We start from the raw sequence: 24,003 nt of genomic DNA, 5'->3' as shown, positions 1-24,003 counted from the left end.
CGTTTTATATGGCGTTGGACTGGCAATTTATATGCAAGCGCTTCCCAATCCTCAGAAAAAAATATTCGCTTGTTTCTTTAAGGTTACTGCTGGAAGAGATGGTAACACTTTGTACTTACGCAACAAAATGACAACTTTCCAATTGGAGTGGGCTGCTTCTTAACGGGGGAAATTTATACATATTATATAAAGGAATATAAAAAATTGTCGAGTCAACCTGACATATTGCCAAATCAGGACCAACCGAAAGAAATAGAAGCAGCTGCTTATACGCAAAAAAGCCGGCCGCCGAATGGCAGTGACCAGCCTATTTCAAAGTGTTATCCGCAGTAAGCTCCATCAAGAAAGTTGTGAGTCTGCAGCTGGAATCCAGCCCGTCAGCCTTGCGCCGCCCTGCGGATCGTTGCCTGCCGTGAGTTCGCCTCCATGCTGCCGAATAATTCGCTGCGAGATGGTTAATCCCAGGCCGCTGCCTCCGGTCGAACGGTTTCTGGACGCTTCCCCGCGGTACAGCGGTTCGAACACGCGCTCCAGCTCTTCCGCCGTGAACCCCGGGCCGCTGTCTCGGATCATAAACGCGATTTTCCCTTCTTTCTTGTTACAACGGACATCTATCGTACCGCCTGGCGGGGTGTGCCTCACCGCATTATCCAGCAGGTTGCTCAGTGCGCGCTCCAGCAGATGAGCATCCCCGCTAACGATGCAATCGGCGGCCAGATGGCTGTTGATCACAATACTTTTATGCCCTGCACTGGGACTCAAGCTGTCGATGGATTGCTGGAGCACAACCGGTAAATCGATTGGCGCCTTGTTCAATGGACGATCCCAATACTCCATTTTCGTAAAAGTAAACAGGTCTTCCACCAACCGATCCAACTGGGCCGATTTCTCCTTGCACACCGCCACATACTTTGAAATTTTCTCCGGCGTTTGGGCAATACCTTGCTCCAAGCCGTCCAAATATCCCCTCAGGGCGAACAACGGAGTACGCAAATCATGCGCGACCGCAGATATGACAAAGCGGCGGTCTTCCTCCAGCTTTACCTGCTTCTGGTATGACGTTCGCAGCCCTTTAACCATCACATCAAATCCATCCCCTACTTCAGCGATTTCCGTAATTCTGGACTTCGGTAACCGCACCTCCCAATCGCCTGAAGCGATTTGCCTGGCGGCCCGGCTCATTTTCTCCAGAGGCTTCAGCAGGAATCTCCGCATCTCTACGCCAACGATGAAAAAGGCGAGCAGCAGACCGGCAAACGCAGATATCATCGGAAGCGTATTGGACTTGGGCAGGTAAACAACCACCCTTCCAAGCACATGGCCATTCTCGATGACAGAGAAGCGCTCGGTTGACTGCAAGCCACCTTCACGATCGGTTGACCGATAAATCTCCTCGTCGGAACCGGATAATATGACCGCGTCCAGTTTGGATTGATGCAGCTCGCTTTGCAGCTGGCCTTGCCAGTTCGGATCCCGCCATTGACCCGAGCCCATCTCAATCATGTGAATGGCCTCGTTTATATCTTTCTGCAGACTTTCATCGTATGGCTGGTTTGAGCCGATTTTTAGCGAATGGGTTTCCAGAAAGTTGGCTGCAACGAAAAATACCCAAGGCACGAGCGTGATCATAAATAAGCAGAGTATCGTAAATGTGCGAATGCGAAGTGTTTTCATCTTATCCTCCCTCGAAGCGATACCCTACACCCCACACGTTGACCAGGTATTGCGGATGATTTGCATCAACCTCAATTTTCTCCCGGAGCCGGCTGAGATGAACCCGAATCGTATGCCGGTCGCCGATCCCTTCCCAAAACTTGGCGAGCAGCTGCTCATAGGAAAATACATGCCTTGGATGTTCGGCGAACAATCGCAGCAAATCGTACTCCTTCGGGGTGAGCACGATGCCAACCCCATCCACAAAAACTTCCCTGGTGGACAAGTTTAATTGGATCCGGCCGTAGTCAAGGATCCTTTCCTTCGTATGCTCCCGCGAAGCGGTGCGCCGCAAGACGGCTTTTACCCTGGCGACAATCTCTCCCGGAGAAGCCGTCTTCACGATATAATCGTCGCCGCCGAGCGTCAGCCCCCGAATCTTGTCCACGTCATCGCTGCGCGCGCTCAGAAAAAGGATCGGAACGTCGCTATTCGCGCGAATCCGGCGGCATAAATCAAACCCGTTTTGTCCCGGCATCATAATATCCAGAATGATCGCGTGAACCGTATTCCGTTCGAACATGTCCCACGCCTCTGCCGTATCGCAGGCCGTGATCACACGAAAATTGTCATTTTCCAAAAAGTCCTTCAACAGTTCGACGATGCTGGAATCGTCGTCAACAACGAGAATCGTATGGCCTCCGCTCATGTACATCCCACCTTCGCATCTAGTTTATCATTTTTTTGAGGAAGAACTAACTGCCCTACCCATTTTGTGATGCAATGTTTATCGTTTTGTGACACTTTTATTTCTTCATTCGAGATATTCATTTGATAGGATGTTGTTCGTGAAGGAGGTTGACCATGGAAAACAGCAGTGTATACGTGTTTAGCGCTTTGTTTTGTATCACGCTTTTTTGTTTTTTGGCGGTTCGGATGTATTCCATTCGTCACAAGTCCGGTAACAGCCGCCGCCGGGAGGATGACATTGCCTGGATTCTCAAAAACCGGATGGCGAAAGGTGAAATTGACGAACAGGAATATAGCCGGCTTAAGGACTTGCTGACCAAATAACGACGATGACCCATAATGTACCGTTCGGCGATCGTGTCTCGCGTAAAAACACAAGGGGCTCAAGTTGAACGTACGGGCTTCGTCTTCAATGAAGGAGGATGTAACGATGTTAACCGTTCAAATCGTTCTTTTTGATGGCTTCGATCTGCTGGATGCCTTGGCACCATATGAAGTTTTCTGTGCCGCGGCGATGATGTCCAATGGTGCGCTGGAGGTGAAGCTTGTCACCGCCGAAGGAGCAAGAGCTGTGGCCAGCGGCACCCAGGGCCTGCCTATTGAAGCAGCCGGCAAACTGGATCCAAATCGAGCAGGGATTATTCTCGTTCCCGGCGCAGCCGGGGATGTCGAAGGCGACGGTCCCGATTCCGTCCCAGCCATACTGGCACGAATCGCAAATACCGAATTGACCGGCATAATCAGGGAAGCCCTCGGAAGGAAAGACATCATTGTCTCTACCGTATGCGGCGGATCCTTAGTTTTAGCCATGGGAGGCTTGCTGGAGGGCAGACGGGCCGTTACGCATCATCTGGGCATGGACGTCCTTGGCGCAACCGGTGCTCTGCCGGTCAAAGCACGTGTCGTGGACGACGGCAATTTGGTTAGTGGCGGCGGCGTAACGTCCGGGCTCGATGTTGCACTGCATCTGGTGGAACGCGAGCTTGGCCCACGGATCGCCCATGCGATCGAGGAGCTGTTCGAATACGAGCGGAGAGGTACCGCATGGCGGGCACAGGGAATGGTGCCGAACTCGGGAAAGACCGAAATAGACAAGGAATCGAACCTTGTGCTGAGTACTGAAGCGGTGAAACCACCTTCCCCTTCCCTTCAAAACACATTCGAACAAACAGAGTCCGTATTCGACGGAGACTGGGATGTGACCATTGCAACGCCCGTGGGGAAAATGGATGTCAAGCTCTCCATCGCAACAAGCCATGGTGAAGTCCACGGAACAGCCACCCAAGGGGATGAAACGGTCAAATTTATGAGTCCAGTCATTCAAGGTAACAAGCTGACCTGGTCCCAGCAAGTAACCAAGCCGATGCGTTTAAACCTGAAATTTGATGTCACCGTCGATGGCGACGAGCTGCACGGCACCGCCAAAGCCGGCGTGCTTCCGGCCTCCAGGGTCGCCGGCAAGCGTTTGAAATCAACTTTTCAACAATGAAATGAAGAGCTTTGGGGGTTATGAATGAAGTGAACAAACGAAAAATCTTATATGGTGTGTTGGCCTGTGTCAGTATTTTGTTTATCCTTTATGCTTTATTGGATAATTTTATTATCGATCCCGGTGCAGAAGGCTTTTTAAGCCATAAAACCGGTCTTCAACGTGAAATTCACCTCCCAGCGTGGTTAAGCATCATGCGCATACATGTTGCTTTTGCGTGCATCGCCATGGCGGCTGGGCTTGTCAACTTTTCCAACCGCATTTTTCAAAAAAGCCGAAAATTCCATCGGATCAACGGATACGTCTATATGTTGTCGGTGCTTGTTGTCGTAATAACTTCCGGGTATATGGCGCCTTACGCCACCGGAGGAAAAGTGACGAGCATGGCGTTTAACGCGCTGAATTTAATCTGGCTGTTCATTACGGTGACGGCACTCGTTCAAATTAAGAAGAAACAGGTCATTCGGCACCGCAACTGGATGATTCGGAGTTATGCGTTTTGTTTTACAAACCTGCTCATTCATCTGATCACTTCCGTCCTTCAACAGGGCTTTGGGTTGGAATACGCTTTGAGTTATACCGTCGGCGTCTACGGAGCGATCGCGCTGCTGCTGATTGTTCCAAATATTCTGATCAGAACGATGAAGATAACGCGAAAAATTACTGTTGATCTGTAATAAAAAAATTGTGCTGAGATGAGAAGTGCTAATGTTCTTCCTGTAGAAATGCGAAAGGCTGCCGTGCGTACGGCAGCCTTTTAGTAATCCGCAGAACAGACCAGCAGCATCTGCCGGCTATTGTTGCTCTATCACATTTTCTACTACGATTTCTCCTTCCCCCTGAGGCTCTTCAAACGAGTTAAAAAAATTGTTCAACGTCTCCTCGGTAATAGGAAACGCGGCGTTTGCATCGAAACGTTGGCTCCGGACTTTGAGGCGCTTTCGCAATTCATCAGGGTGTACTTTTAAATAAATTAACTTCCACTTTCCTCCCGAATGTTCAATAAGCTGTTTATAGTCATCTCTCGCGGAACGGCTCCAAAAGCTGGAGTCGACCACAACCTGCTTTTTGTTTTGAACCAATGTGACTAGCTTTTTTCGTAAGCTTGCATGCGCTACATCTAAGTATTCTCTGTATTTTTCAACCGGATAATCGATTCCGTAACGGCCGTGCGTGTTCCACACCTCCTCGTCAATAGAGAGACGGATGAATCCTTGTTCCTCCAATCTCTGGGAAAATGTAGTTTTCCCGGAACCGGCGATTCCGCACATGAGCACGACTAGAGCGGAGTCACGATCCCGATCCCGTTCCCGATCCAACCATTCCTCGAAATTCAACGTCTCGGTCATTTAACAATCACACCCCATGTTTTATTTTTGTATATCCTTTACTCTCTCACGGTCATGTTCAGCTAGCAAGTCATTTGAAATGACTTCCTTCGTTGAAGCGATTTTGATATAGTGGATAGGAACAAACATTCGGATATTTGGAGGAAACCTAATTTGCCTACTACCTTGGATACAACGACCATCATGATCGCCGGGCTGGTTGCCCTGCTCCTCGTCCTATTCGTCATACGTTTGGTCAGAAACCGCAGAAAAAGGATCCGCCGGGAGGCGAATCCGCGCAAGATTACGATCAAGGATATCGATTTAATGGCAGACGGCTCTGAATTTGAGCTGTATCTCTTCCGGCTGTTTCACGAGCTCGGATATAGAGAAGTGTATCAAACGACAGCCAGCCGGGACTTCGGCGCCGACTTGGTGTTTACGGATCAGAACGGACTGAGAAACGTCCTTCAGGCCAAACGCTACGGGAACAGCAATCCGGTCAGCATCGGAGCGGTTCAGGAGATTTATACTTCGATGAGATACTATGAAGCTGAACGGGCAATCGTGCTGACTTCCGGAAGATACACCGAATCCTGCCGCATCCTTGCGGCCGTGAACGGGGTGAAGCTGTTGGACAGAGAAGATCTGGAGGAACTGATCATTCTATTTAAAAGCCGCCGTTACGATGAAGCCATGGCTATCATCGAGGAGCCAGCTGAGACGGAAGCGCCCACGTGGAAACCGAAAGCCAAGAAAGCGACCTGATGGGGCGTACCGCGCTTTCTTGGCTTTCATTCCCGCTGCGCCCTTGGGGCTCTCTATGGGAAGGCTCACGGTGTTGATTATTTCAGATCATTAACTTGCAGACCTTTTGCTTTGCGGCAAAGTTTCGATCTCCACCTTCTCTTTATCTTTCGTCATATACCAATAAGCCAGGCCTACGAACACGCTGCCGCCGACCATATTACCTAGGGTAACCGGAATCAGGTTTGCGGCCAGCCCTCCCCAGGTTACCGTGTCTGGATGCGGGATAAAGAGCGAGACCGAGAGCAGCGTCATGTTTGCCACACTGTGCTCGAACCCGGAGGTAATAAAGGCGAACAGACACCAGAAAATCATGACCAGCTTGGCGGTCTCTTCCTTAAGCTTCATGGAGCACCAGACGGCAAGACAGACGAGCGTGTTACATAAAATTCCCCGCATGAACAATTCCATAAACGGTGCATTCATTTTAACAGCAGCCGTGCTGTTGATAAATTCGGCCGTTCCCCCTTTCGCCAATCCCGTCCATACGAAGATCGCCGCGACCAGTAAGGATCCGGCAAAATTGCCGAGGTAGCTGTACAGCCATATTTTAAGCGTATCGAGCCAGGTCGTCTTCTTGTTCAGCGTGCTGACCACCATGACCATATTGTTGCCTGTAAACAAGTCCGATCCCGCCATCAGGACCAGACTCAAGGCGATACCAAAGCTGGCTCCCATGACGATCTTCATGGCGGGTGCGTGAACTGGCGCGAGCAGTCCGCCGATCGTAAAGATCAGTATGATGCCGAGACCAACGAACAAACCGGCAAGCATGGAGGATACAAAGTATTTGCCTATACTCCGGTTCATAAGGCTAACCTTGTTTACCCCGGCGGTATCAACGATCTGAATGGTGTTTTTCATGCTCTTTCAGTCCTCCAATATAGACGTAACCGTCGATAACCGCGGTTTCGTAGGTTTGGATGCAGCCGTCGTCCGGCTTTTGCACTTCCCCTGTCGTCAGCGATATTTTCCAGTCGTGCAGCGGACAAAAGACAAATTCACCTGACACAATCCCCTCAGCCAGCGGACCGTTCTTGTGCGGACACCGGTTGCTTACCGCCCGCACCTCCCCGTTTGACAGCCGGAACAACGCAACCGACTCATCGCCAACGCGTACCTCCTTGCCAATCTGCGGTTTCAGCTCCTCCAGCTTCATCACTTTCATCATTTCTCTCGTCACGTCCATGCCCTTCCCTCCCCTTATGGTCTCTCCACGGTATACATCCGGCGGCGTTCTTCGTCTTCCAGCGCGGCCGACCATGCTTCGTGATACGTTGATTTTGCATGCTCGAAACGGCTGGCTAAACCGGCAATCTCCTGCTCATTGCCCAGCATTTGGCGCACCCAATCCGTGCCCATCCGCTTCACCCATGGGGCTGTGCGTTCGCCGTAAATACCGGTTTCCCGGTACAGCTGTACGTAGGCTTTAGCCAACAGGATCACCTCATCCTCAGTCGCCACCGTCGTCAGGCTGTCGCATTCCCGGACCTCGGTGCCGCCGTTTCCGCCAAAATACAGCTGGTATCCGTTCTCCACGCAGACGACGCCAAAATCCTTCGTCAATACTTCGGCACAGTTTCGCGGACAGCCGGTCACACCCATTTTCATTTTGTGCGGCGTATCGACCATCTCGATCTCTTGTTCCAGCCGGATGCCAAGCCCTAACGAGTCCTGGGTGCCGAACCGGCAAAATCTCGAACCGACACACGATTTGACGTTACGCAGCGACTTGGAGTAGGCGTACCCCGAACGCATCTCCAGCTCCTCCCAAACGTTCGGGACGTCTTCCTTCTGTACGCCGTACAGCCCGATGCGGCTGGCGCCCGTAATTTTTACCAGCGGCACGTTGTATTTCTTCGCAACTTCACCGATGCGGATCAAATCCTCCGGTGTCGTCGTTCCTCCATACATCCGCGGAATGACGGAGAACGTGCCGTCCTTCTGCATGTTGCCTTCCATTCGTTCGTTGACATATCTGGATGCCTTATCGTCGGCATACGTCTCAGGATGCAGCATCCGCAAATAATAATTCAGTGCCGGGCGGCACTTCGAGCAGCCTTCCTCGGATGCAAACCCGAGCACGATGCGTGTCTCCCGCGGCGACTGCAGACCTTTCTCGCGAATCGCGGCCACTACCTCATCGCGGGTAAGCGTCGTGCAGGCGCACATGCCTGCCGCCTTCTGCGCCGATGCGTCGAATTTGTCGCCCAGCGTATGCGCGAGGATCGCCTCAACCATGCCGCGGCATTTGCCACATGAGCCTCCGGCTTTGGTCACAGCTTTCACTTCGTCGAACGTGGTCAGTCCGTTCTCGAGAATGGCGCCGACGATGCGTCCCTTGGTTACGCCGTTGCATCCGCAAATCGTTTCGTCCGCGCTGATTGAGGCGACATCGAGTCCGCTGTCTCCCCCGGCTTTATGGAGCACGGAGGCGCTCGTATATTCCTGAATGTCGCTGCCTTTCTTCAGTAGGCTGAACAGTCGGGTTCCGTCGGAAACGTCCCCGTACAGCACAACGCCGACGATGCGATTCTCGCGAACCAGGATCTTTTTATAGGATCCGGCGACCTCGTCCTGCACGACGATGGCTTTCGTGTCCTCATCCGCATGGATTTCTCCGCCGGAAAACAGATCGCATCCCGCTACCTTTAGCTGCGTGGACAACACGCTGCCCGCGTAACCTTCCGTTGGCCGGCCCGTAAGGTGGTCCGCAAGCACGATGCCCTGTTCATACAATGGCGCCACCAGACCATAGGCTATGCCGCGGTGTTCAGCGCACTCGCCTACGGCATAAATCGACGGGTCCGTCGTCTGCATCAGGTCGTTGACTTGAATGGCCCGGCCAACCGCCAGCCCCGCGTCCCGCGCCAGCGCTGCATTGGGACGAATGCCAACGGCCATGACGACAAGATCGCATTCGACGTTCGTTCCGTCTTCAAACCGAAGCCCTTGTACTCTCCCGTCACCGTAGATTTCCGTTGTTTTCTTTTCCATCAGAAACTTCATGCCCTGGGCTTCCAGGTCCTGCTGAAGCAGCTTTGCCGCTGCCGCGTCGAGCTGCATTTCCATCAGATGGGGCAGCAAATGAACGACATGGACCTCCATCCCCTGGTTCATCAATCCGCGAGCTGCTTCCAAGCCGAGCAATCCGCCGCCGATCACGACCGCCTTTTTGTATTGTTTAGCCGTTTCCAGCATCATTTTCGTGTCTTCAATGGTGCGGAAACCGACGACGCCTTCCAGGTCATGTCCTGGTACAGGTAAAATAAACGCGCTGGATCCGGTCGCGATAATGAGCTCGTCGTAGGGGATGACGGTTCCCCGGTCGGTTCGAACTTCTTTCAAAGCTCGGTTAATCTCTATAGCCCGTTCCTGGGACAGCAAATGTATGTTATTGGACTGATACCAGTCCCAATCGTTAATCGTGATTTCTTCAAACGTTGTTTTCCCTTGCAGCACAGGGGACAGCATAATTCGGTTATAGTTGGGATACGGCTCATCCCCGATCATCGTTATCTCGTAGCGGTCGCGGTCCCGGCGAAGAATTTCCTTGATACACCGCGCCCCCGCCATCCCGTTGCCTATCATCACCAATCGTCTGCTCATAAACACGCCTCCCGTGCAACCTTGTGAAATTTATTACATTAATATCGTAACGGATATGGGAGGCTTTGCCTGTGAAGTAAATCACAGTGGCTTGGTTAAAACAAAAAATTTGCGAAGGCCAGGAATTTTACGGCGTTATTGTGATGACCTCCAACCGTAAGAAACAAAAGTGCAAAAGGCCACCCTGATGGATGGCCTTTCTTCGAACCTTCGTATTTTACGCGGGTAAGAATATCCGCTAATTTTCGTAAGCTTGCTGCAGCGCCTTTATGTCGATTTTCTTTTTCGTCTGGAGTATGGCTTGCATGACTCGCCCTGCTCTTGCCGGATCGGGGTCACAGACCATCTCCGTTAAATGGCTGGGGATGATTTGCCAGGATACGCCGAATTGATCTTTTAACCAACCGCAAACCTGCGCCTTTTCGTCCCCTCCCTCGGAGAGCCTATCCCAATAATAGTCCAGCTCCTCCTGATCATCGCAATGAACGATAAAAGATATGGCCTCATTGAACTTATAATGCGGACCCCCATTCAGCGCGACGAATGACTGCCCTTCCAATTGAAATTCCACGGTCATCACCGTTCCCTCTACACCCCTGCTTTCCGGACCATAGCGGACAATTCTGCCGATTTGGGAATCATGGAAAATGGACGTATAAAAATTCGCCGCCTCTTCTGCTTGAGAATCGAACCACAGGTTTGGGGTAATCTTGTGCAATTTCATTCGCGTCATACCTCCCGGCTATATTCATTTCTATGATGATTGTAGCCTATCAGGGGAACCGGCGTTTCTTTTTGATTGCTTTGTTTCTAGTTTTCAAGGCGCTAATCATGAGGTATACGCCATCCCCCTTGCACCCAGTTGCTGATCGATCGAACAACAGCGATGATGAATGAGATGAATAACAACCCGGAAGCTATATACCAAATCACAGCTTGATAACGGTCAGGTTCAGGAGACTCACCCACAGGGCCTGTCTCGGGGATCATTGGATGCAGGTACAGATACCCTGCCCGTAACGAGCAGACTGCCAAGATCAACGATGAGATCGCAAGCAGCACCCATTTCATTTTTTCCATACCCTGTCCCCTTTCCGAAAAATGTACAGAACTACAGTTTCTGATCTCTTCAGTCCCAAGTTAACTCGCCTTTTCTCATTTTGGCAATATAAATGATCTGTCCCGTATGGTAGTGCACTTCTCTGAACATCGCCATCATCAGATTTAGTGCTGTCGTTTCGTTGTTCACTTGGCTGTATGTAAGCGGCGGCAGATGGAGGAAAGGCTGGGACATCAATTGCTCTGGCTCGGATTGAAGCTGTTCAAGATACTGAAGAATGATATCAAACGCGTCTTTTGTATGCTGGTATGCTTTTTTTTCGTCATCATCAGTCCACGTTCGAATTCCTTATCCCTGTCCCGCATGTCCGGAATGTTATACAGAATCGTCTCGACCCGTGAGTGTGCGGCCCCCCGAATATGCGCCACCAAATTAGCAATACTGTTGCTTTCCGGAGTCGGATGCCAGGTAATATCTTCTTCAGACACTTGTTCAATGGCTTTAAGCGTCCCTCTTTGTTCCGATATCAACTTGACCTTCATGCTTTGGATAAATTCGAGCGCAAGTTCCATGTTCACACCTCCTCGTTTATTAGCCCGAACATTACGGATCCCATATTGCTCACTATTCGATCCATTGTCTTGACCCCACCTTGTGAAACAGCTCATGGTTTTGGGTATTGCGAAGTGCATCTTCGATCCGTCTGATTGTGAAATCACTAATGGGTCTAGGAAGTTCGTCTCTTGAATAAAATCCGCATTCTACAATTTCAGGTGAGCTTGGCTGTGGCACACGGGTATATTTACTCGTCGCAAGAAACACAAAGTGATGAATGTCATAATCCGGATCGTAATATATGCCTGTCAGGTTCCCGATAAGCACTTCCATGCCGACTTCCTCAGATACTTCCCTTTTTGCGGTTTCCTGAGCCGACTCGTTCTCTTCCGCCTTACCGCCAGGCAGGTCCCAATTGTATTTGCCATAGCTGTGTTTTACCAGCAGCACTCTTCCCTCTGCATCGAGAATTATGGCCGCGGAGCCAATTAACTTTGGCATGAACTCGCCTCCTTAGGGGATTGAATGATATTTAATAGATTCCAATTCATAAAAATCTTCTCGTTTCAGCGGAGGCTTATCACCGATATTCATAAACTTATATCCCGCCCAAGATATCCCTTAGATGATGCCAATGCTGACCTACCCAAAGGTTCTCTTCCCGAAATCTTTTGATGGGAGTGGAATCCCGTTCCTTTTCCACGGTCACCCATCCGGCCTCTTTCCACCAGGTTAACTGGATGGATCTGACCAATTGATCCAATGTAAGCGGTCGGTGCTCGCGGTAACCATGGACGAAAGCACGAACGACATCCAGACGGATGCCTCCCTTTTCTAAAGCACAGGACAAAATGGGTCTGGAAATATCGAAATCGGGATAAACATAATTCAACCGGTCAAAATCAAGGACTGCGGATACCGAATTTGGCGTAAATAAAATATTGTCGACAAACAAATCCCAATGGCACCAGCCTTGCTCGCAGCCTGAAAATAGTCCGATATCCGTCTCGTCAATGATGTCTCGCTGGATTTCCAAAGCGGCTAGCGTTTTTTCGCATCCCATCGATACGGCATCGGACCATCTGCGCTCCCAATGTTTTAGCATTTCTTCTTTGCTGCGGATATTCCAATGCAGAGGCTGTTTGGCACGGTGCGAATTCAGGAGCTTGTGCATGTGCCCGGTTATTTTCCCAAGCGAATACATTTGATGTGCATTAGCCGTACCCGGCTGTAATATTTCACCCTGGCAAGAACGCATCAGGACGTATCTTTCCTGTGAAGGCGTCCGGAGCACATATTGGCCTTGATACTGGAAAAGTTGGGGTACGGGGATCCCTTGGTTATAGAGATCGTTTTGATGCGATAAAGAAATCTCTAGTCCTTGAACGAGATGCTCGGGATATCGGTTCTTGTTGTACTGCTTCGCAAACAGGCTTCCGATATCCGTTTCAATTTTCCATTTCAGGTTTAGATATCCTTGATCGATTTGGCGGTAATCATCTATTTCGATCCCAAAGATATCTGTAACGGATTGCAGAATATCATCTCTTATGGTTGCCGTTGATTCGGACATTTCTTGCCCCTTTCATGGAATGATCAGATTGAACAATCGATATGTATAGCTTGGACGACCTCACAGCACCTCGTTTTTCCAAAATTCCCCTGCTTATTATACCAGAACATATATTCTGAATCATCCCTGAAAATTACTTAACCCTCAACAGATTTCTGCTTTCTCAAATCCACATAAAAAAAGAAGCCATTCAGGCTCCCTTATCCCTTTCATTTGTTAAATCACTCGATTTTCAGCAAACGAACAACCTCACCATCCCAAAGGTCATCGCTAACTTTCAGAAACCCCAAAGATTCGTATAAATGACCTGCGGTTATTCACTCTGTCACTTAATTCACATCACCGAGATACCGTACGTTCATTTCATTATTCACTAATTGATGTCCAAGCGCTTTCGGATACAGCCTGATGTGATCGAGTTGACGAATATCCACCCATTCTACGCCGATCTGATCCGGGTCGGGCTGGGTTCCATTCATCCGCGTCGGCGCTTCCTGCGCAAGCGAGCAGACAAAATAAAACTCCACTTGATGAACGTCATGATCCCATGCTGCGAACTCATGATTTTTCCCGATGTACTCGCGCACGTAAACAAGGTCCTGCACCTCAACTTGTACTCCAAGTTCTTCGATGCATTCCCTCTTGAGGGTCTCTTTCAGTACTTCTCCGTGCTCTTGGCCGCCGCCTGGGAATAGGTAGAAAAAACCGTCGTTATCTTTGTTTTTGGTCAATAACAATTTGCCTTGCTGAATGATGATCGCTTTCGCAGAGTTTCTAAATTGGCTTCATGCTAACCTCACGATTCTTAGATTTCTATGTGGTATGGATCAGTCTTTAAAATCCGTTATGTTGGACAAGGTCCAGCCGATTTCCGTAGAGATCCTCGAAGACCGCCTCAATGCCCCATGGGACCTCTTTCGGTTCACTGAGAAAATGAACTCCGTTTGCCTTCATTTGTTCGTAATCGCGATAGAAGTCATCGGTTTGGACGACGAGGAATACGTGGTTCGCTGCTTGGGTTCCAACCCTGTCCTGCTTAGCCTCCGTGTCTGCCACCACAAATACGATGGCGGTTTGCGCCTCCTTCGACGGAGCTACGGTGACCCATCTCATGCCGTTCCCGAAATGGTTGTCCGTTAACAGAACGAACCCTGCCTTTTCTGTGTAAAATTCAATCGCTTCGTCAAAATTTTTAACCAGCAGCGTAACATGACCTATCTTTTTCTGCATGAACGTTCACTCCTCGTTGGTATATGAAAAAGCTCATTTGTCCTGAACATTTTTTATATTTTTCCTTCGACCTTCTCCATGTTAACATTTTCGCATAACAGAAAAAAAGAAGAAGTTGACGGAATGAATCGGCTTCTATATCCGTAAAAGGAGGTTCCTAGGATGATTCAGGAAAATGATCTGAAGCATCTCAGACTCAGAACAACTCACTCCATCCATTCTTGCCTGATGTCGGCTCCTTTGTTATTCTTACCGTATGTTTGAACAAGGAGGCGTACTGAAAATGGATCGAGAAATGCAACCCAACGGACTCGAACCCTATTTGTCTGAATTATCCGGGCGGTTAAACCAGCTGTTGCAGACGGATGGATTACATATAACAGAGATCCCGTCGCTGCACATGATGCGGGCCACGGCGACGTCCGAACCTATTCATAGCATGTACGCGCCTTCTTTATGCTTCATTGTCCAGGGCGCCAAATCCGCAGCGCTTGGTCAAGAGATTTACCATTACAATCCGACCACGTACCTCGTGACATCCGTTCATCTCCCGATCAAAAGTGAGATCACCGAAGCCTCGCCTGAGGTTCCGTTCATTGGGCTTCACCTGGAGTTTACACCGGATCAAATTCTGGATATATTGCAGCATACGGATCTGGCCTGGCCTGAAGAATCGGAGCCGGGAAGCGGCATATTTGTCGGCAATACGAATTCGCAACTGCTTGATGCCCTGCTGAGGCTGGTAAAACTGTTCGACCAACCTGCCGAAATCCCTATCCTGGCTCCCTTGATTACACGGGAGATTCTATTCCGCGTTCTGCAGGGCGAGCAAGGCCATTTGGTCAAGCAGTTTGCGGTGATCGGCAGCCAGGCGCACGCCATTGCGAAGGCCATTCAGCTCATCCATCGTGATTATTCCAAGCCGCTTCGCGTCGAGGAACTGGCCAAGGAAGTAAATATGGCCGCGTCGTCTTTTCATAAACATTTCAAACAGGTCACGGCTCTGAGCCCGCTGCAATATCAGAAACGGATCCGACTCCAGGAAGCGAGACATCTCATGATCAGTGAAAAAATGGGGGCAGCCGATGCCGCTTTCCAGGTTGGTTATGAAAGTCCTTCCCAATTCAGCCGCGAGTATGCCCGATTGTATGGTCTGCCGCCTAAAAGTGATTTGAAGCAAGCCTCTATCCAGTAAGGGGGTTCCCTCATTTCCATAGGTGAAATACAAGCTGCGCCACAAGAACAGCAAGCCCCGATCTCGGTGAGATTGGGGCTTGTTCTCTTCATGATGACCAAATTTAATTAATCATGTTAAGGATTTGTCCGCTGGTGCGTAACTTCCCGATTCGGTGAAAAATCGTACAACACACATGCTCATGCTCATGTTCTTTCTTGGTGGATGGGGCATCCAGGATCCAGTCCAGCCAGCAGTCCACTAGCCGATGATGCCAGTCCTGAGCCGTGTAAGTAACTTTGAGGGAAAGTTGTGGGACGAGACGACATGATTCAACATGCTGTCTGGATTACTTAGGGAACATCATTTATTTAATATGATTAATGATTAATCTAATAAACATAATGCTCATATTTTCTTGCTAGCTACAAGCCTGCATGAAACCTAAATGCACCCGCCTTTAATGCAGGCGGGTGCATGGGTCAATAGCTATATTTTGCTTTCCGTTTCGGACTTAAGCGAATTGGAATTGGCTAATTGCCAGGTTCCCTTTCAAAATAAAATACACATTCTGACTTCCGTGTATTCCGCTAAGCTTGCAGGAATAATCCTGCCATTTCTGTAAGTCGCCTGAAGTCAGAGTGATCCGCCCCACAGGCAGCCCTTCAGGATGATCCAGCCGCACTTCAACGACGGCATCCGCCGCTCCGGCCGCCCGGATTCGCAGCGTATCCGCACCGTTCTCGAACTTGGCATCACGGAAAACGATCCATCCGGATTGATCCTTCACGACCACGGCGCTGCCGCCTTCCGTACACTCACCAATCAGAACGCCTTCGTAATCGTCGTAATTGATGGCTTTCGTTGATTGCGTGAGGTCACGCGGCGGAATGGTCTCCCCGTCTACAACCAGCTCGGCTGTCAGCGGCAGGTTCTCCGAAGAAGCGCCGGCCATCATCATATAGGTGCCGGTCTCGATGCAGTAGCGCTCGCGGGTGACATCCCAGATCGCCAACTGATCAAGCGGAACTTCAAAGGACACATCGGCCGTCTCGCCCGGCTGAAGCATCACTCTGCGGAATCCAAGCAGCTGCTTGCGCGGACGCTTGACGCGGGACTGATTTGCCCGGCCGTACAGCTGCACCACTTCCTCCCCTGCCACTTTACCAATGTTGGTTACCCTGCATGTCAGACGAACCGTTTGATCCGTGCCTACCGTAAGCTTTTCCTTCGCAAGCTGCAGCCCATCGTACCGGAAGCTGGTGTAGGACAAGCCGTGTCCAAACGGATACAGAGCCTCGCCCTCGAAGTATTGGTACGTTCTGCCGTGCTTAATGACATCATAGTCCATAAATTCCGGCAGCTGGTCGACGGAATTGTACCACGTCATATTCAGTCGTCCCGCCGGGTTGGTGTCCCCGAACAGCACGTCTACCAAAGCATGACCCAGTTCCTGGCCGGCATGAGACGTGTACAGGACGGACGGTACATTCGCGTCCACCCAGTTTAGCGCGTACGGGTAACTGCCGACGACGACGACCACCGTGTTCGGATTGGCTGCATAAACCTCCTGAATCAGCTTCTCCTGCGATTCCGGAAGCGTAATGTCCGGACGGTCGATCGTCTCCTTGCCGTTAATCAGCGGATGATTACCGACGAACACGACCGCCAGGTCCGCTTCCGCTGCTGCTTCTTTGGCAGTCTGAGGCTTGTCCGTGACGATTTCCAGCTCGAACAGATCGGCATGGACGATCGGGGCATCCTCATCGGATACCTCGGCAGCACCTGCAACGTTGATCTCATTCGCTGTTTCCGCGGCTTGGCCGTCGCCAACCAGCAGCTGACCTGATTCGGCATGCACCGTCACCGGTGTACCGTTCCATGTTGAGAAGGTTACGCATCCTTGCTCATGTTCGGCAGGATGGATGAGGAAGACTTCTTTGGTGAACCACTCCCAAATTTGTTCGGACGACGCTTTAACGATCTTATCGTCTGTTGTCAGGTAGCGGCCATTGTCTTCAGAGATCAAGGTGTGGCTTCCCCAGCCCCAATCCGTCATTTCAAACACAGACGCATCCAAAGCATTTTCGGTCGTTGCAGCCAGCGCGGCCTCTTCTCCGGCCTGAATTCGCACATACCGCCCCGTCTTTTTGGATTTCAGCCGAATGCGGTCCGTTCCCCCGCTGTAACTTGTCTTGCCGTTCGTTCCTGCCCCGGAAAGCTTCTCTTGGATGCCCTGGAGCGGCGTGACGGCATAAGGGAGCGAGCCGCTGTACCAATCCCGGTACACAATTCCGGCGAGCGGCCCGATCACGGCCACTTTGTTCAGCTTGTCTGCATTGAGCGGGAGAAGCCCACGGTCATTCTTCAGCAGTACCATTGCCTTACGGGCGGCTTCCCGGGACAGCTCCGCATGCTCTGGCCGCAGGATTACGGATTCGTCGATCGCAGCATACGGGTTGCCCTCTTCAGGATCGAATTCGCCGAGCCGGAAGCGGACGCGGAAGGTATTCGTCAGTGCGGCGTCAAGATCGCTCTCAGCCAGCAGTCCCTCACTCAGTGCTTCACGCAGCGCATCCTTGATCACAGCCGAATCGTCCGTGATGCTGTCAATCCCACCTTCTTTAACGGAGCGGGCGACGGCCTCCTTATACGTATCCAGGTATCCATGATCGCGGACGGTACCAGTCACGTCGAAGGCATCGCTTACAACAAAACCGTCCATGCCCCACTCGTCCTTGACGATGGCTTTGACGTCAGGACTCAGGTTCGCCGGCACGCCGTTGATCGCGTTGTAAGCCGTCATCATGGACTGGGCGCCGCCTTCCTTGAACGGAATCTCAAACGCTTTCAAATAATATTCCCGCATGTTGCGCGGATCAATGCTGACCGAAGCGTCACCCCGGCCAACTTCGTTATTATTCGCAATAAAGTGCTTCAAAGTGGCAACCGCTTTCAAGTATACGGGATGATCACCTTGAATGCCCTGAATGAGCGCGGAGGCCAGTTTCCCGGTCAGGATCGGGTCTTCTCCGTAGGCTTCTTCCGTTCTGCCCCAGCGCGGGTCGCGTTCCAAATCGACGGTCGGAGCCCACAGGGTCAATCCGTTCACTTCGGGATTGCGGCGGTAGAACCCTCTGGCCTCGTCACCGATGACGCTGCCGATTCGTTTCATGAGTTCCGTGTCCCACGTACAGCCAAGGCCGATCGGCTGCGGAAATCCGGTCGCTTCTCCCAGCCACGCCATGCCGTGGGCTGCTTCCGTTCCGTGTTTATACGCTTTCACACCGAGCCGCTCGACGGCAGCTTGATATTGAACCATCAGCTCCACTTTTTCTTCCAGTGTAAATCGGGAGACCAGGTCTCTCACTCGTTCTTCTAAAGGTAAGGATGTATTCTGAAATGGATAGTCGGTCTGTGCTGGCATCGTTATCATCTCCTTCAGGCGTATTTTAAGCCATATCGGTTTCAGGAGATACCCGGATAATTAGAGGCGTTTTCATATAGAATTCATAGAAAGACTTTCCGTTTGATCACGATGAGGAAAGATTCGTATGTTCCTATTTCATTGGTGAGTATTCGGCAAACCCCGTCGTTAATGTTCATATGCGGATGTCGACGCGCTCCACCTTCCAAGCCCCTCCTGTCCAGATGAGCGTAACGGTCCGATCCTCAATGTATTGATCCTCTCCCGTCAGCCCGTTCCCTAAGGGAGCTGATTGTGTAAACGTGGCTGCAGTTTTGCCAGTATATTCGGGCAGGGTTATCGGATCTTTATAGCGGCCGGCTGCCTGCAGCCCTTGATCATGAATCAGCGTACGGATGAAGCGTTCGGTAAAATAGGATTTGTAGTGTGCGCTCACGTATTTAGCGTCCAGATTTTGGGCTTCGTTTAATTTGTCCGACAACAACTTCATGCGGGCGGAGGTCAGTTTTTGGGTACCCGGCATAGAAACAGGGGATGGTGACGGTTTAATTTGGATCCGGATTCCTTCCAGAATCGCCGTGGCAAGCTTGGACGGCCCATCCCACTCAACTGTAGCTCCCAGTGCTGCTGCGACAAATTTTAATGGGACATAGACACTCCCATTCAACACTTGGACGGGAGCTCCCATATCGGCATACTCGCGATGCGGCAGGTCCGGATAATCAGGAAATTCTCCTCTTGATGGGGTGTCCACGATGGCCCGCTTGAAATTTGCAGCCAGCCGAATGGTAAGATCGTTTTTGCGGATAACCAATTCCTTTTCTGTAGGAAACCATTCTAGGCGGGCTCCCAACGGTTCGATTAGAGGCCGGACCGGGACGAGGACATGTCCTTGGTTCCATTCTGCATTTTGAACTGCTACCGACGGTGGGGCTGCTGAGGCTTGTGCAGATTCATTCATCACAAATCCCATCATTTCTAATCCCGTTGTGGCCATCGTCATCCATAATAATAATTTCAGCTTTTTCATATGAAACAGGTCCCCTCTGCTGCTTTTTAAGATATAAACGCTGCCCAACAGGAAATGTCACGAAAAATGCAGCACCCGGCGGCGGAACATGGCATTCCTACCTGGCCGCGTGGTATAGTGAAACGAAGAACAAGCAATGGAGTGTAGAACGAAGATGAATGAACGAAAACATCCCAATAACAAACGACAGTCCCAAGCCGGGACTCATTTATATCGAAAGGATGCAGCTGCTCGCAAAGGCTTCCGTAAAAATGAGCCGATGAAGCGGACGCCTGGCTCTACGCGCGATCATGCCGATGAGCTTCGGACCGGCGACCGCATCGTCGTGACCATCAAACGTTTGGGTATTAACGGTGAGGGCGTAGGTTATTATCGGCGGAAGGCGGTTTTTATCGACGGAGCGCTGTCCGGTGAAGTCGTCAAGGCCGAGGTAACCGAAGTGCAGCCTAAGTTTATCAAAGCGCAGCTTACAGAGGTGGAGAAACGATCTCCCCACCGGATTGAACCTCCCTGCCCGGTTTTCGGCGTATGCGGCGGCTGCCAGATTCAGCATATCTCGTATGAAGGACAGCTGCAGGCCAAAACGGACATTGTCCGCGAAGCGTTCAACCGGTATGCCGGTATCGACCAGCTCAAGCTGAAGCCGATCCTGGGCATGGACCACCCTTGGGGATACCGCAACAAAGCCCAGCTGCAAGTAGAACGCCGAAACGGCGAAATCATAGCTGGGCTGTATGAAGCCGACAGCCACAGCATCGTAGATATCAGCGGCTGCCCGATCCAGCATCCAAAGGTGAATGAAGCCGTGGAGAAAGTGAAATCCGTGCTGGAAGAACTTCGCATCCCGCTGGCCAAAGAAAACGGCAGTAAAGAAGGCGTGCGTACGATCGTGGTGCGTCATGGCTTTCAATCCGACCAGCTGCAGGTGACGTTGGTTTGCGCAAACAGCAGCCTTCCGCGTCAGGACGATCTCATCCGTCTGCTCAGATTGTCTATCGATGGATTGGCAGGAATCGCCCTGAACGTCAACCCGAAGCGGACCTCGCTGATCTTCGGAGACCGGACCATCACCATATGGGGGGCCGATTCCATGCAGGAATCCTTGAGCGATTTGGAATTCTCCCTATCGCCGCGAGCGTTCTTTCAGCTCAATCCGCAGCAGACCGTGAAGCTGTACGAATCGGTCCGGGCAGCCGCCGGTCTGACCGGCCGCGAGACGGTCATTGATGCTTACTGCGGCACCGGCACGATCGGACTCTGGCTGGCCCCGCACGCCAAGGAAGTCCGTGGGATCGAGACGATCGCGGAAGCTGTAGAGGATGCCAAGCGGAATGCCGAGCGCAACGGCCGTCATAACGCCAGCTTCCATGTAGGCGAAGCGGAGGATCTGCTCCCGCGATGGGTCAAAGCGGGACTTCGCCCGGACGTCATCGTCGCCGACCCGCCGCGAACCGGACTGGACCGTCGCTTCCTGGAAACCGTTCTGAAAACGAAGCCCAACCGTTTCGTGTATGTATCCTGTAACCCTTCCACGTTGGCCAAGGACAGCAAGGTGCTCATCGACGGCGGTTATGAGCTCCAGTGGGCCCAGCCCGTGGACATGTTTCCTCAGACGAGCCATGTGGAGTGCTGTTCGCTGTTCGTTTGGAACGGCAAAAGCGGAAAATAAATACGGCAACAATTTGAAGAAGGCGGTGTCAAAGCATGGATTTTGAACAGGTCATGCAGGAGCTCGAAGCTCTCGGCAAGGAACGGCTCAAGAAGCAGTATATGTCCAATGGAGCACACGAACCGCTTTTTGGCGTAGCGACAGGTGCCATGAAACCCATGGCCAAGAAGATCAAAATCGATCAATCGTTGGCTGAGCAGCTGTTCGCCACAGGAAATTATGACGCCATGTACTTTGCCGGCATCATTGCCGATCCGAAAGCGATGACCGAATCGGATTTTGAGCGTTGGATTCAGGGGGCCTATTTTTATATGCTGTCCGATTACGTGGTGGCGGTAACCTTGGCGGAAACCGATATTGCGCAACAAGTCGCCGATCAATGGATCGCAAGTGGTGAGGAGCTGAAAATGTCGGCGGGCTGGAGCTGTTATTGCTGGCTTCTAGGCAGCCGGCCGGACACTCAATTTGACGAAAGCAAACTCGCGGATATGCTGGCATTGGTGACAAAGACAATCCACGAAGCTCCGGAACGCACAAAATCGGCGATGAACAATTTTATATACACGGTTGCCGTATCCTATCTGCCGCTTCATGATAAAGCGGTCGAGACTGCAAAAGCAGTCGGTCCGGTAGAAATGAAACGCGATCATAAAAAAAGCAGCATCCTAAATGCTTCTGGAAACATTCAAAAAGCGGTGGACAAGCAGCAGCTTGGTTTTAAACGCAAATATGTAAGATGTTAATTGCAGATATGTAATCTATTAAAAGAAAAGAAGATGCACCGAGGAAGCATGAAGCTCCTTCGTGCATCTTCTTTTGGCGTGCGGCGTTTATTTACCGCTCCACAGCTCCACCCTCGCTTTGACCAGCTCTGTGTATTGCTTTTCCATCTCCACAGCACCCGCGTCGTCGAGCTCCTTCAGCATACCGTCAAAGATCGCATCGAACTTCTCCGGTTTCGCCAACACAGCTTCCGGAATCCGTTTGCGGATAATATCCTGCGTTTTCTGATAAATCACGTTATAATTACCGTCCTGCGGAGCTGCAATATTCCAGGCAGCACCCCACGGCTTGACCGGAAATTCCTTGCTCGATGGGAACAGGTCTTTCCAGGTGGTTGCTCCGTATGCCTCAAGCGTTTCCTTTTCCGGCTTGGTATATGAGGCGATAATTTGTTCCGGAAAATTCGTCGTGTAGTAGTTTCCTGTGGCGTCCTTGACACCGTCACCGTAGTGAGCCGACATGTTTCCGTACAAGCCAACACCGGTGGTTTTCGTAAAGTTGGCGTTATCATTCACTTTCTTATCCAGCACTTCTTGGGGAATGACCCGTTTGCCATCCACCACATTATAGTGCTTGCCTTCAATCCCCCAATTGATCAGGACCTGTCCTTCGTCCGATGCAAGGAAGTCGAGGAACTTGATCGCCCGTACAGGATCTTTGCATGCGGTCGTAATGCCAACGCCCCAGCCGGACATAAATCCGGTATCCTGGAAGTTATGATCCTTGTACTCTTCCGACATAGTCACCGGAAAATGGGCGTAGGTGCGTTCCGCCTTCCCGCTGGACTTCAGGGCATTCTCGGCTTCCGCATATCCCCATTTGGCGTCAATCAGACCGAGGACGCGGCCGCTGGCGATTTTGGACTTATACTGATCGCTCTTTTGGACAAACGTTTCTTTATCCAGAAGCCCCACATTGTACATATGGTTCAGCCAGCGGAAGTATTCCTTTTCCTCCGGCCGCTTATAGTGCAGCTTGGCTTCAAAGGTGTCCGGATTAATGTAGTATTCACCATCGTCCTTGAGTCCGGTAGCATACACTGCGGGGTTCGTAACCGTGATCATGATTCTCCAGTCATCGGCGTCCAAAGTTAACGGAATGGTCGGCTTGCCGTCAATTGTAGGATGCTTATCTTTGTACTGCTGGAGAACGTTTTCAAAATCCTTGACGGTTCTGACTTTCGGGTAACCCAGCTCCTTCAGCACCGCATTTTGGATTTCAAAGCCGCTGCCGGCGTCAAAGTCCTGCTGATCAACAGCCGCGTTACTTGGTATGACATAGATAGATTTGTCGTCGTTGCTGTATGGCAGGCGGTTCATATACTTGCCGTATACCTTTTTCAGATTGGGTGCATACTTGTCGATCAAATCGGTCAGGTCGATCATGGCCCCGGCTTCCACCAATTTGTCGACATCGCCTTTGCCGTAAATCAGATCCGGGTAATCACCGCTCGCCGCCATAAGCGATATTTTATCCGCTCCCGCGCCGGATACGGCGAATTCCGCATCCAGGGTCACCCCTGTCCTTTTGGTGATTTCTTGGCCAACCTCATCCTGCATTTTGTTCCAGTTCGAGCTCGCGTCCGCCCCAAAAAACGAAAATGTGATCGGGCTCGTATCGTCTGATTTGGAATCCTGCGTGCTGCCGGCCGAACCGGCTGGCTTGCCATCCCCTGAACTGCTGCACCCTGCCGAAATGAACAGCATGCCGGCAAGAAGAAGCAGCCCGAATTTTTTCCCAACTGTACCTGTCATATTCATCGTTCCCCCTTATTTCTGTTAAGAATGCGTTTGCATTTTTGGGTTTAGCATAGTTGATTTAGCTCTCCCGGTTATCCTTCCGTATGTGCGTGAAGTAAAAACGTTT

24 protein-coding genes are annotated in these 24,003 nt (G+C 51.0%); 7 read left to right on the top strand and 17 right to left on the bottom strand.

Translation table 11 applies throughout. The annotated features are described in order from the left end of the window. Positions 1–339: 339 nt before the first annotated feature. Complete coding sequence (locus IAE55_RS03210; RefSeq protein ID WP_145157395.1) at positions 340–1,674, bottom strand: sensor histidine kinase; 1,335 nt, start codon at positions 1,672–1,674, stop codon at positions 340–342. A 1-nt stretch (position 1,675) separates the two neighbouring features. Next, complete coding sequence (locus IAE55_RS03205) at positions 1,676–2,362, bottom strand: response regulator transcription factor (protein WP_200630914.1); 687 nt, start codon at positions 2,360–2,362, stop codon at positions 1,676–1,678. A 155-nt stretch (positions 2,363–2,517) separates the two neighbouring features. Here IAE55_RS03205 and IAE55_RS03200 point away from each other — a divergent pair, with 155 nt between their 5' ends. The 3 genes from IAE55_RS03200 to IAE55_RS03190 all read left to right on the top strand — a co-directional run bounded on the left by IAE55_RS03200 (position 2,518) and on the right by IAE55_RS03190 (position 4,569). Beyond that, positions 2,518–2,727, top strand: a complete 210-nt coding sequence (locus tag IAE55_RS03200; RefSeq protein ID WP_308737562.1) for a hypothetical protein — start codon at positions 2,518–2,520, stop codon at positions 2,725–2,727. Between the two features lie 106 nt (positions 2,728–2,833). Beyond that, complete coding sequence (locus tag IAE55_RS03195) at positions 2,834–3,892, top strand: DJ-1/PfpI family protein (RefSeq protein WP_200630913.1); 1,059 nt, start codon at positions 2,834–2,836, stop codon at positions 3,890–3,892. A gap of 29 nt (positions 3,893–3,921) precedes the next feature. After that, complete coding sequence (locus IAE55_RS03190) at positions 3,922–4,569, top strand: DUF2306 domain-containing protein (protein ID WP_105444046.1); 648 nt, start codon at positions 3,922–3,924, stop codon at positions 4,567–4,569. A gap of 117 nt (positions 4,570–4,686) precedes the next feature. Here the strand turns inward: IAE55_RS03190 and IAE55_RS03185 are convergent, their stop codons facing one another. Then, positions 4,687–5,241 (bottom strand): AAA family ATPase, encoded by a 555-nt coding sequence (locus IAE55_RS03185; RefSeq protein WP_200630912.1) that lies wholly within the window; start codon positions 5,239–5,241, stop codon positions 4,687–4,689. Positions 5,242–5,424: 183 nt separating this feature from the next. Between IAE55_RS03185 and IAE55_RS03180 the strand changes: the two genes are divergently transcribed. Beyond that, positions 5,425–5,988, top strand: a complete 564-nt coding sequence (locus tag IAE55_RS03180) for a restriction endonuclease (RefSeq protein ID WP_105444047.1) — start codon at positions 5,425–5,427, stop codon at positions 5,986–5,988. Positions 5,989–6,078: 90 nt separating this feature from the next. On the opposite strand, the gene IAE55_RS03175 is transcribed toward IAE55_RS03180, so the two are convergent. From IAE55_RS03175 to IAE55_RS03125, 11 genes are all read right to left on the bottom strand, one after another. Then, positions 6,079–6,891 (bottom strand): formate/nitrite transporter family protein, encoded by an 813-nt coding sequence (locus IAE55_RS03175; RefSeq protein ID WP_105442996.1) that lies wholly within the window; start codon positions 6,889–6,891, stop codon positions 6,079–6,081. Then, a complete protein-coding gene (nirD, locus tag IAE55_RS03170; protein WP_200630911.1) occupies positions 6,866–7,216 on the bottom strand; it encodes a nitrite reductase small subunit NirD in 351 nt (116 codons plus the stop codon). The genes IAE55_RS03175 and nirD overlap by 26 nt, the downstream gene beginning before the upstream one ends. Before the next feature lie 14 nt (positions 7,217–7,230). Further along, complete coding sequence (nirB, locus tag IAE55_RS03165) at positions 7,231–9,636, bottom strand: nitrite reductase large subunit NirB (RefSeq protein ID WP_200630910.1); 2,406 nt, start codon at positions 9,634–9,636, stop codon at positions 7,231–7,233. A 238-nt stretch (positions 9,637–9,874) separates the two neighbouring features. Beyond that, positions 9,875–10,360 (bottom strand): VOC family protein, encoded by a 486-nt coding sequence (locus tag IAE55_RS03160; RefSeq protein WP_442793323.1) that lies wholly within the window; start codon positions 10,358–10,360, stop codon positions 9,875–9,877. A 101-nt stretch (positions 10,361–10,461) separates the two neighbouring features. Beyond that, positions 10,462–10,716 carry a hypothetical protein gene (locus IAE55_RS03155; RefSeq protein ID WP_200630908.1) on the bottom strand — a complete coding sequence of 85 codons (255 nt, stop codon included), beginning with the start codon at positions 10,714–10,716 and terminating at the stop codon, positions 10,462–10,464. A gap of 49 nt (positions 10,717–10,765) precedes the next feature. Further along, positions 10,766–10,930: a hypothetical protein gene (locus IAE55_RS03150; RefSeq protein WP_200630907.1), complete on the bottom strand. Its 165-nt coding sequence runs from the start codon at positions 10,928–10,930 to the stop codon at positions 10,766–10,768. Continuing rightward, entirely contained in the window at positions 10,930–11,268 is a 339-nt protein-coding gene (locus IAE55_RS03145; protein WP_200630906.1) for a DUF1572 family protein, read from the bottom strand. The genes IAE55_RS03150 and IAE55_RS03145 overlap by 1 nt, the downstream gene beginning before the upstream one ends. A 52-nt stretch (positions 11,269–11,320) precedes the next feature. Beyond that, a complete protein-coding gene (locus tag IAE55_RS03140) occupies positions 11,321–11,752 on the bottom strand; it encodes an NUDIX hydrolase (protein ID WP_200630905.1) in 432 nt (143 codons plus the stop codon). 97 nt (positions 11,753–11,849) lie between these two features. Further along, positions 11,850–12,824, bottom strand: a complete 975-nt coding sequence (locus tag IAE55_RS03135) for a phosphotransferase (protein WP_200630904.1) — start codon at positions 12,822–12,824, stop codon at positions 11,850–11,852. Positions 12,825–13,153: 329 nt separating this feature from the next. Next, positions 13,154–13,555 carry an NUDIX domain-containing protein gene (locus IAE55_RS03130; RefSeq protein ID WP_234489251.1) on the bottom strand — a complete coding sequence of 134 codons (402 nt, stop codon included), beginning with the start codon at positions 13,553–13,555 and terminating at the stop codon, positions 13,154–13,156. Between the two features lie 103 nt (positions 13,556–13,658). Continuing rightward, positions 13,659–14,054: a VOC family protein gene (locus IAE55_RS03125; protein ID WP_200630903.1), complete on the bottom strand. Its 396-nt coding sequence runs from the start codon at positions 14,052–14,054 to the stop codon at positions 13,659–13,661. A 283-nt stretch (positions 14,055–14,337) separates the two neighbouring features. Here IAE55_RS03125 and IAE55_RS03120 point away from each other — a divergent pair, with 283 nt between their 5' ends. Continuing rightward, the gene (locus IAE55_RS03120) at positions 14,338–15,249 is read left to right on the top strand and encodes an AraC family transcriptional regulator (RefSeq protein WP_145157381.1); all 912 of its coding nucleotides are present in this window, start codon (positions 14,338–14,340) and stop codon (positions 15,247–15,249) included. A 493-nt stretch (positions 15,250–15,742) separates the two neighbouring features. On the opposite strand, the gene IAE55_RS03115 is transcribed toward IAE55_RS03120, so the two are convergent. After that, complete coding sequence (locus tag IAE55_RS03115) at positions 15,743–18,655, bottom strand: glycoside hydrolase family 3 protein (RefSeq protein WP_200630902.1); 2,913 nt, start codon at positions 18,653–18,655, stop codon at positions 15,743–15,745. Positions 18,656–18,830: 175 nt separating this feature from the next. Next, positions 18,831–19,685, bottom strand: coding sequence for a stalk domain-containing protein (locus IAE55_RS03110; protein ID WP_145157379.1), 855 nt, complete (start codon positions 19,683–19,685; stop codon positions 18,831–18,833). A gap of 259 nt (positions 19,686–19,944) precedes the next feature. Here IAE55_RS03110 and rlmD point away from each other — a divergent pair, with 259 nt between their 5' ends. Next, positions 19,945–21,354, top strand: a complete 1,410-nt coding sequence (rlmD, locus tag IAE55_RS03105) for a 23S rRNA (uracil(1939)-C(5))-methyltransferase RlmD (protein WP_145157667.1) — start codon at positions 19,945–19,947, stop codon at positions 21,352–21,354. A gap of 35 nt (positions 21,355–21,389) precedes the next feature. Continuing rightward, positions 21,390–22,097 (top strand): DNA alkylation repair protein, encoded by a 708-nt coding sequence (locus IAE55_RS03100; protein WP_145157378.1) that lies wholly within the window; start codon positions 21,390–21,392, stop codon positions 22,095–22,097. An 87-nt stretch (positions 22,098–22,184) separates the two neighbouring features. Here the strand turns inward: IAE55_RS03100 and IAE55_RS03095 are convergent, their stop codons facing one another. Next, on the bottom strand, positions 22,185–23,891 hold the full coding sequence (locus tag IAE55_RS03095; RefSeq protein WP_200630901.1) for an ABC transporter substrate-binding protein: 1,707 nt from the start codon (positions 23,889–23,891) through the stop codon (positions 22,185–22,187). Positions 23,892–24,003 lie beyond the last annotated feature (112 nt).

It is taken from the genome of Paenibacillus sp. S28 (genome assembly GCF_016624415.1).
Lineage (GTDB): Bacteria > Bacillota > Bacilli > Paenibacillales > Paenibacillaceae > Paenibacillus_AQ > Paenibacillus_AQ favisporus.
Note: the sequence above shows the minus strand (reverse complement) of the source record. Positions and strands in the feature narration are given on the sequence as shown.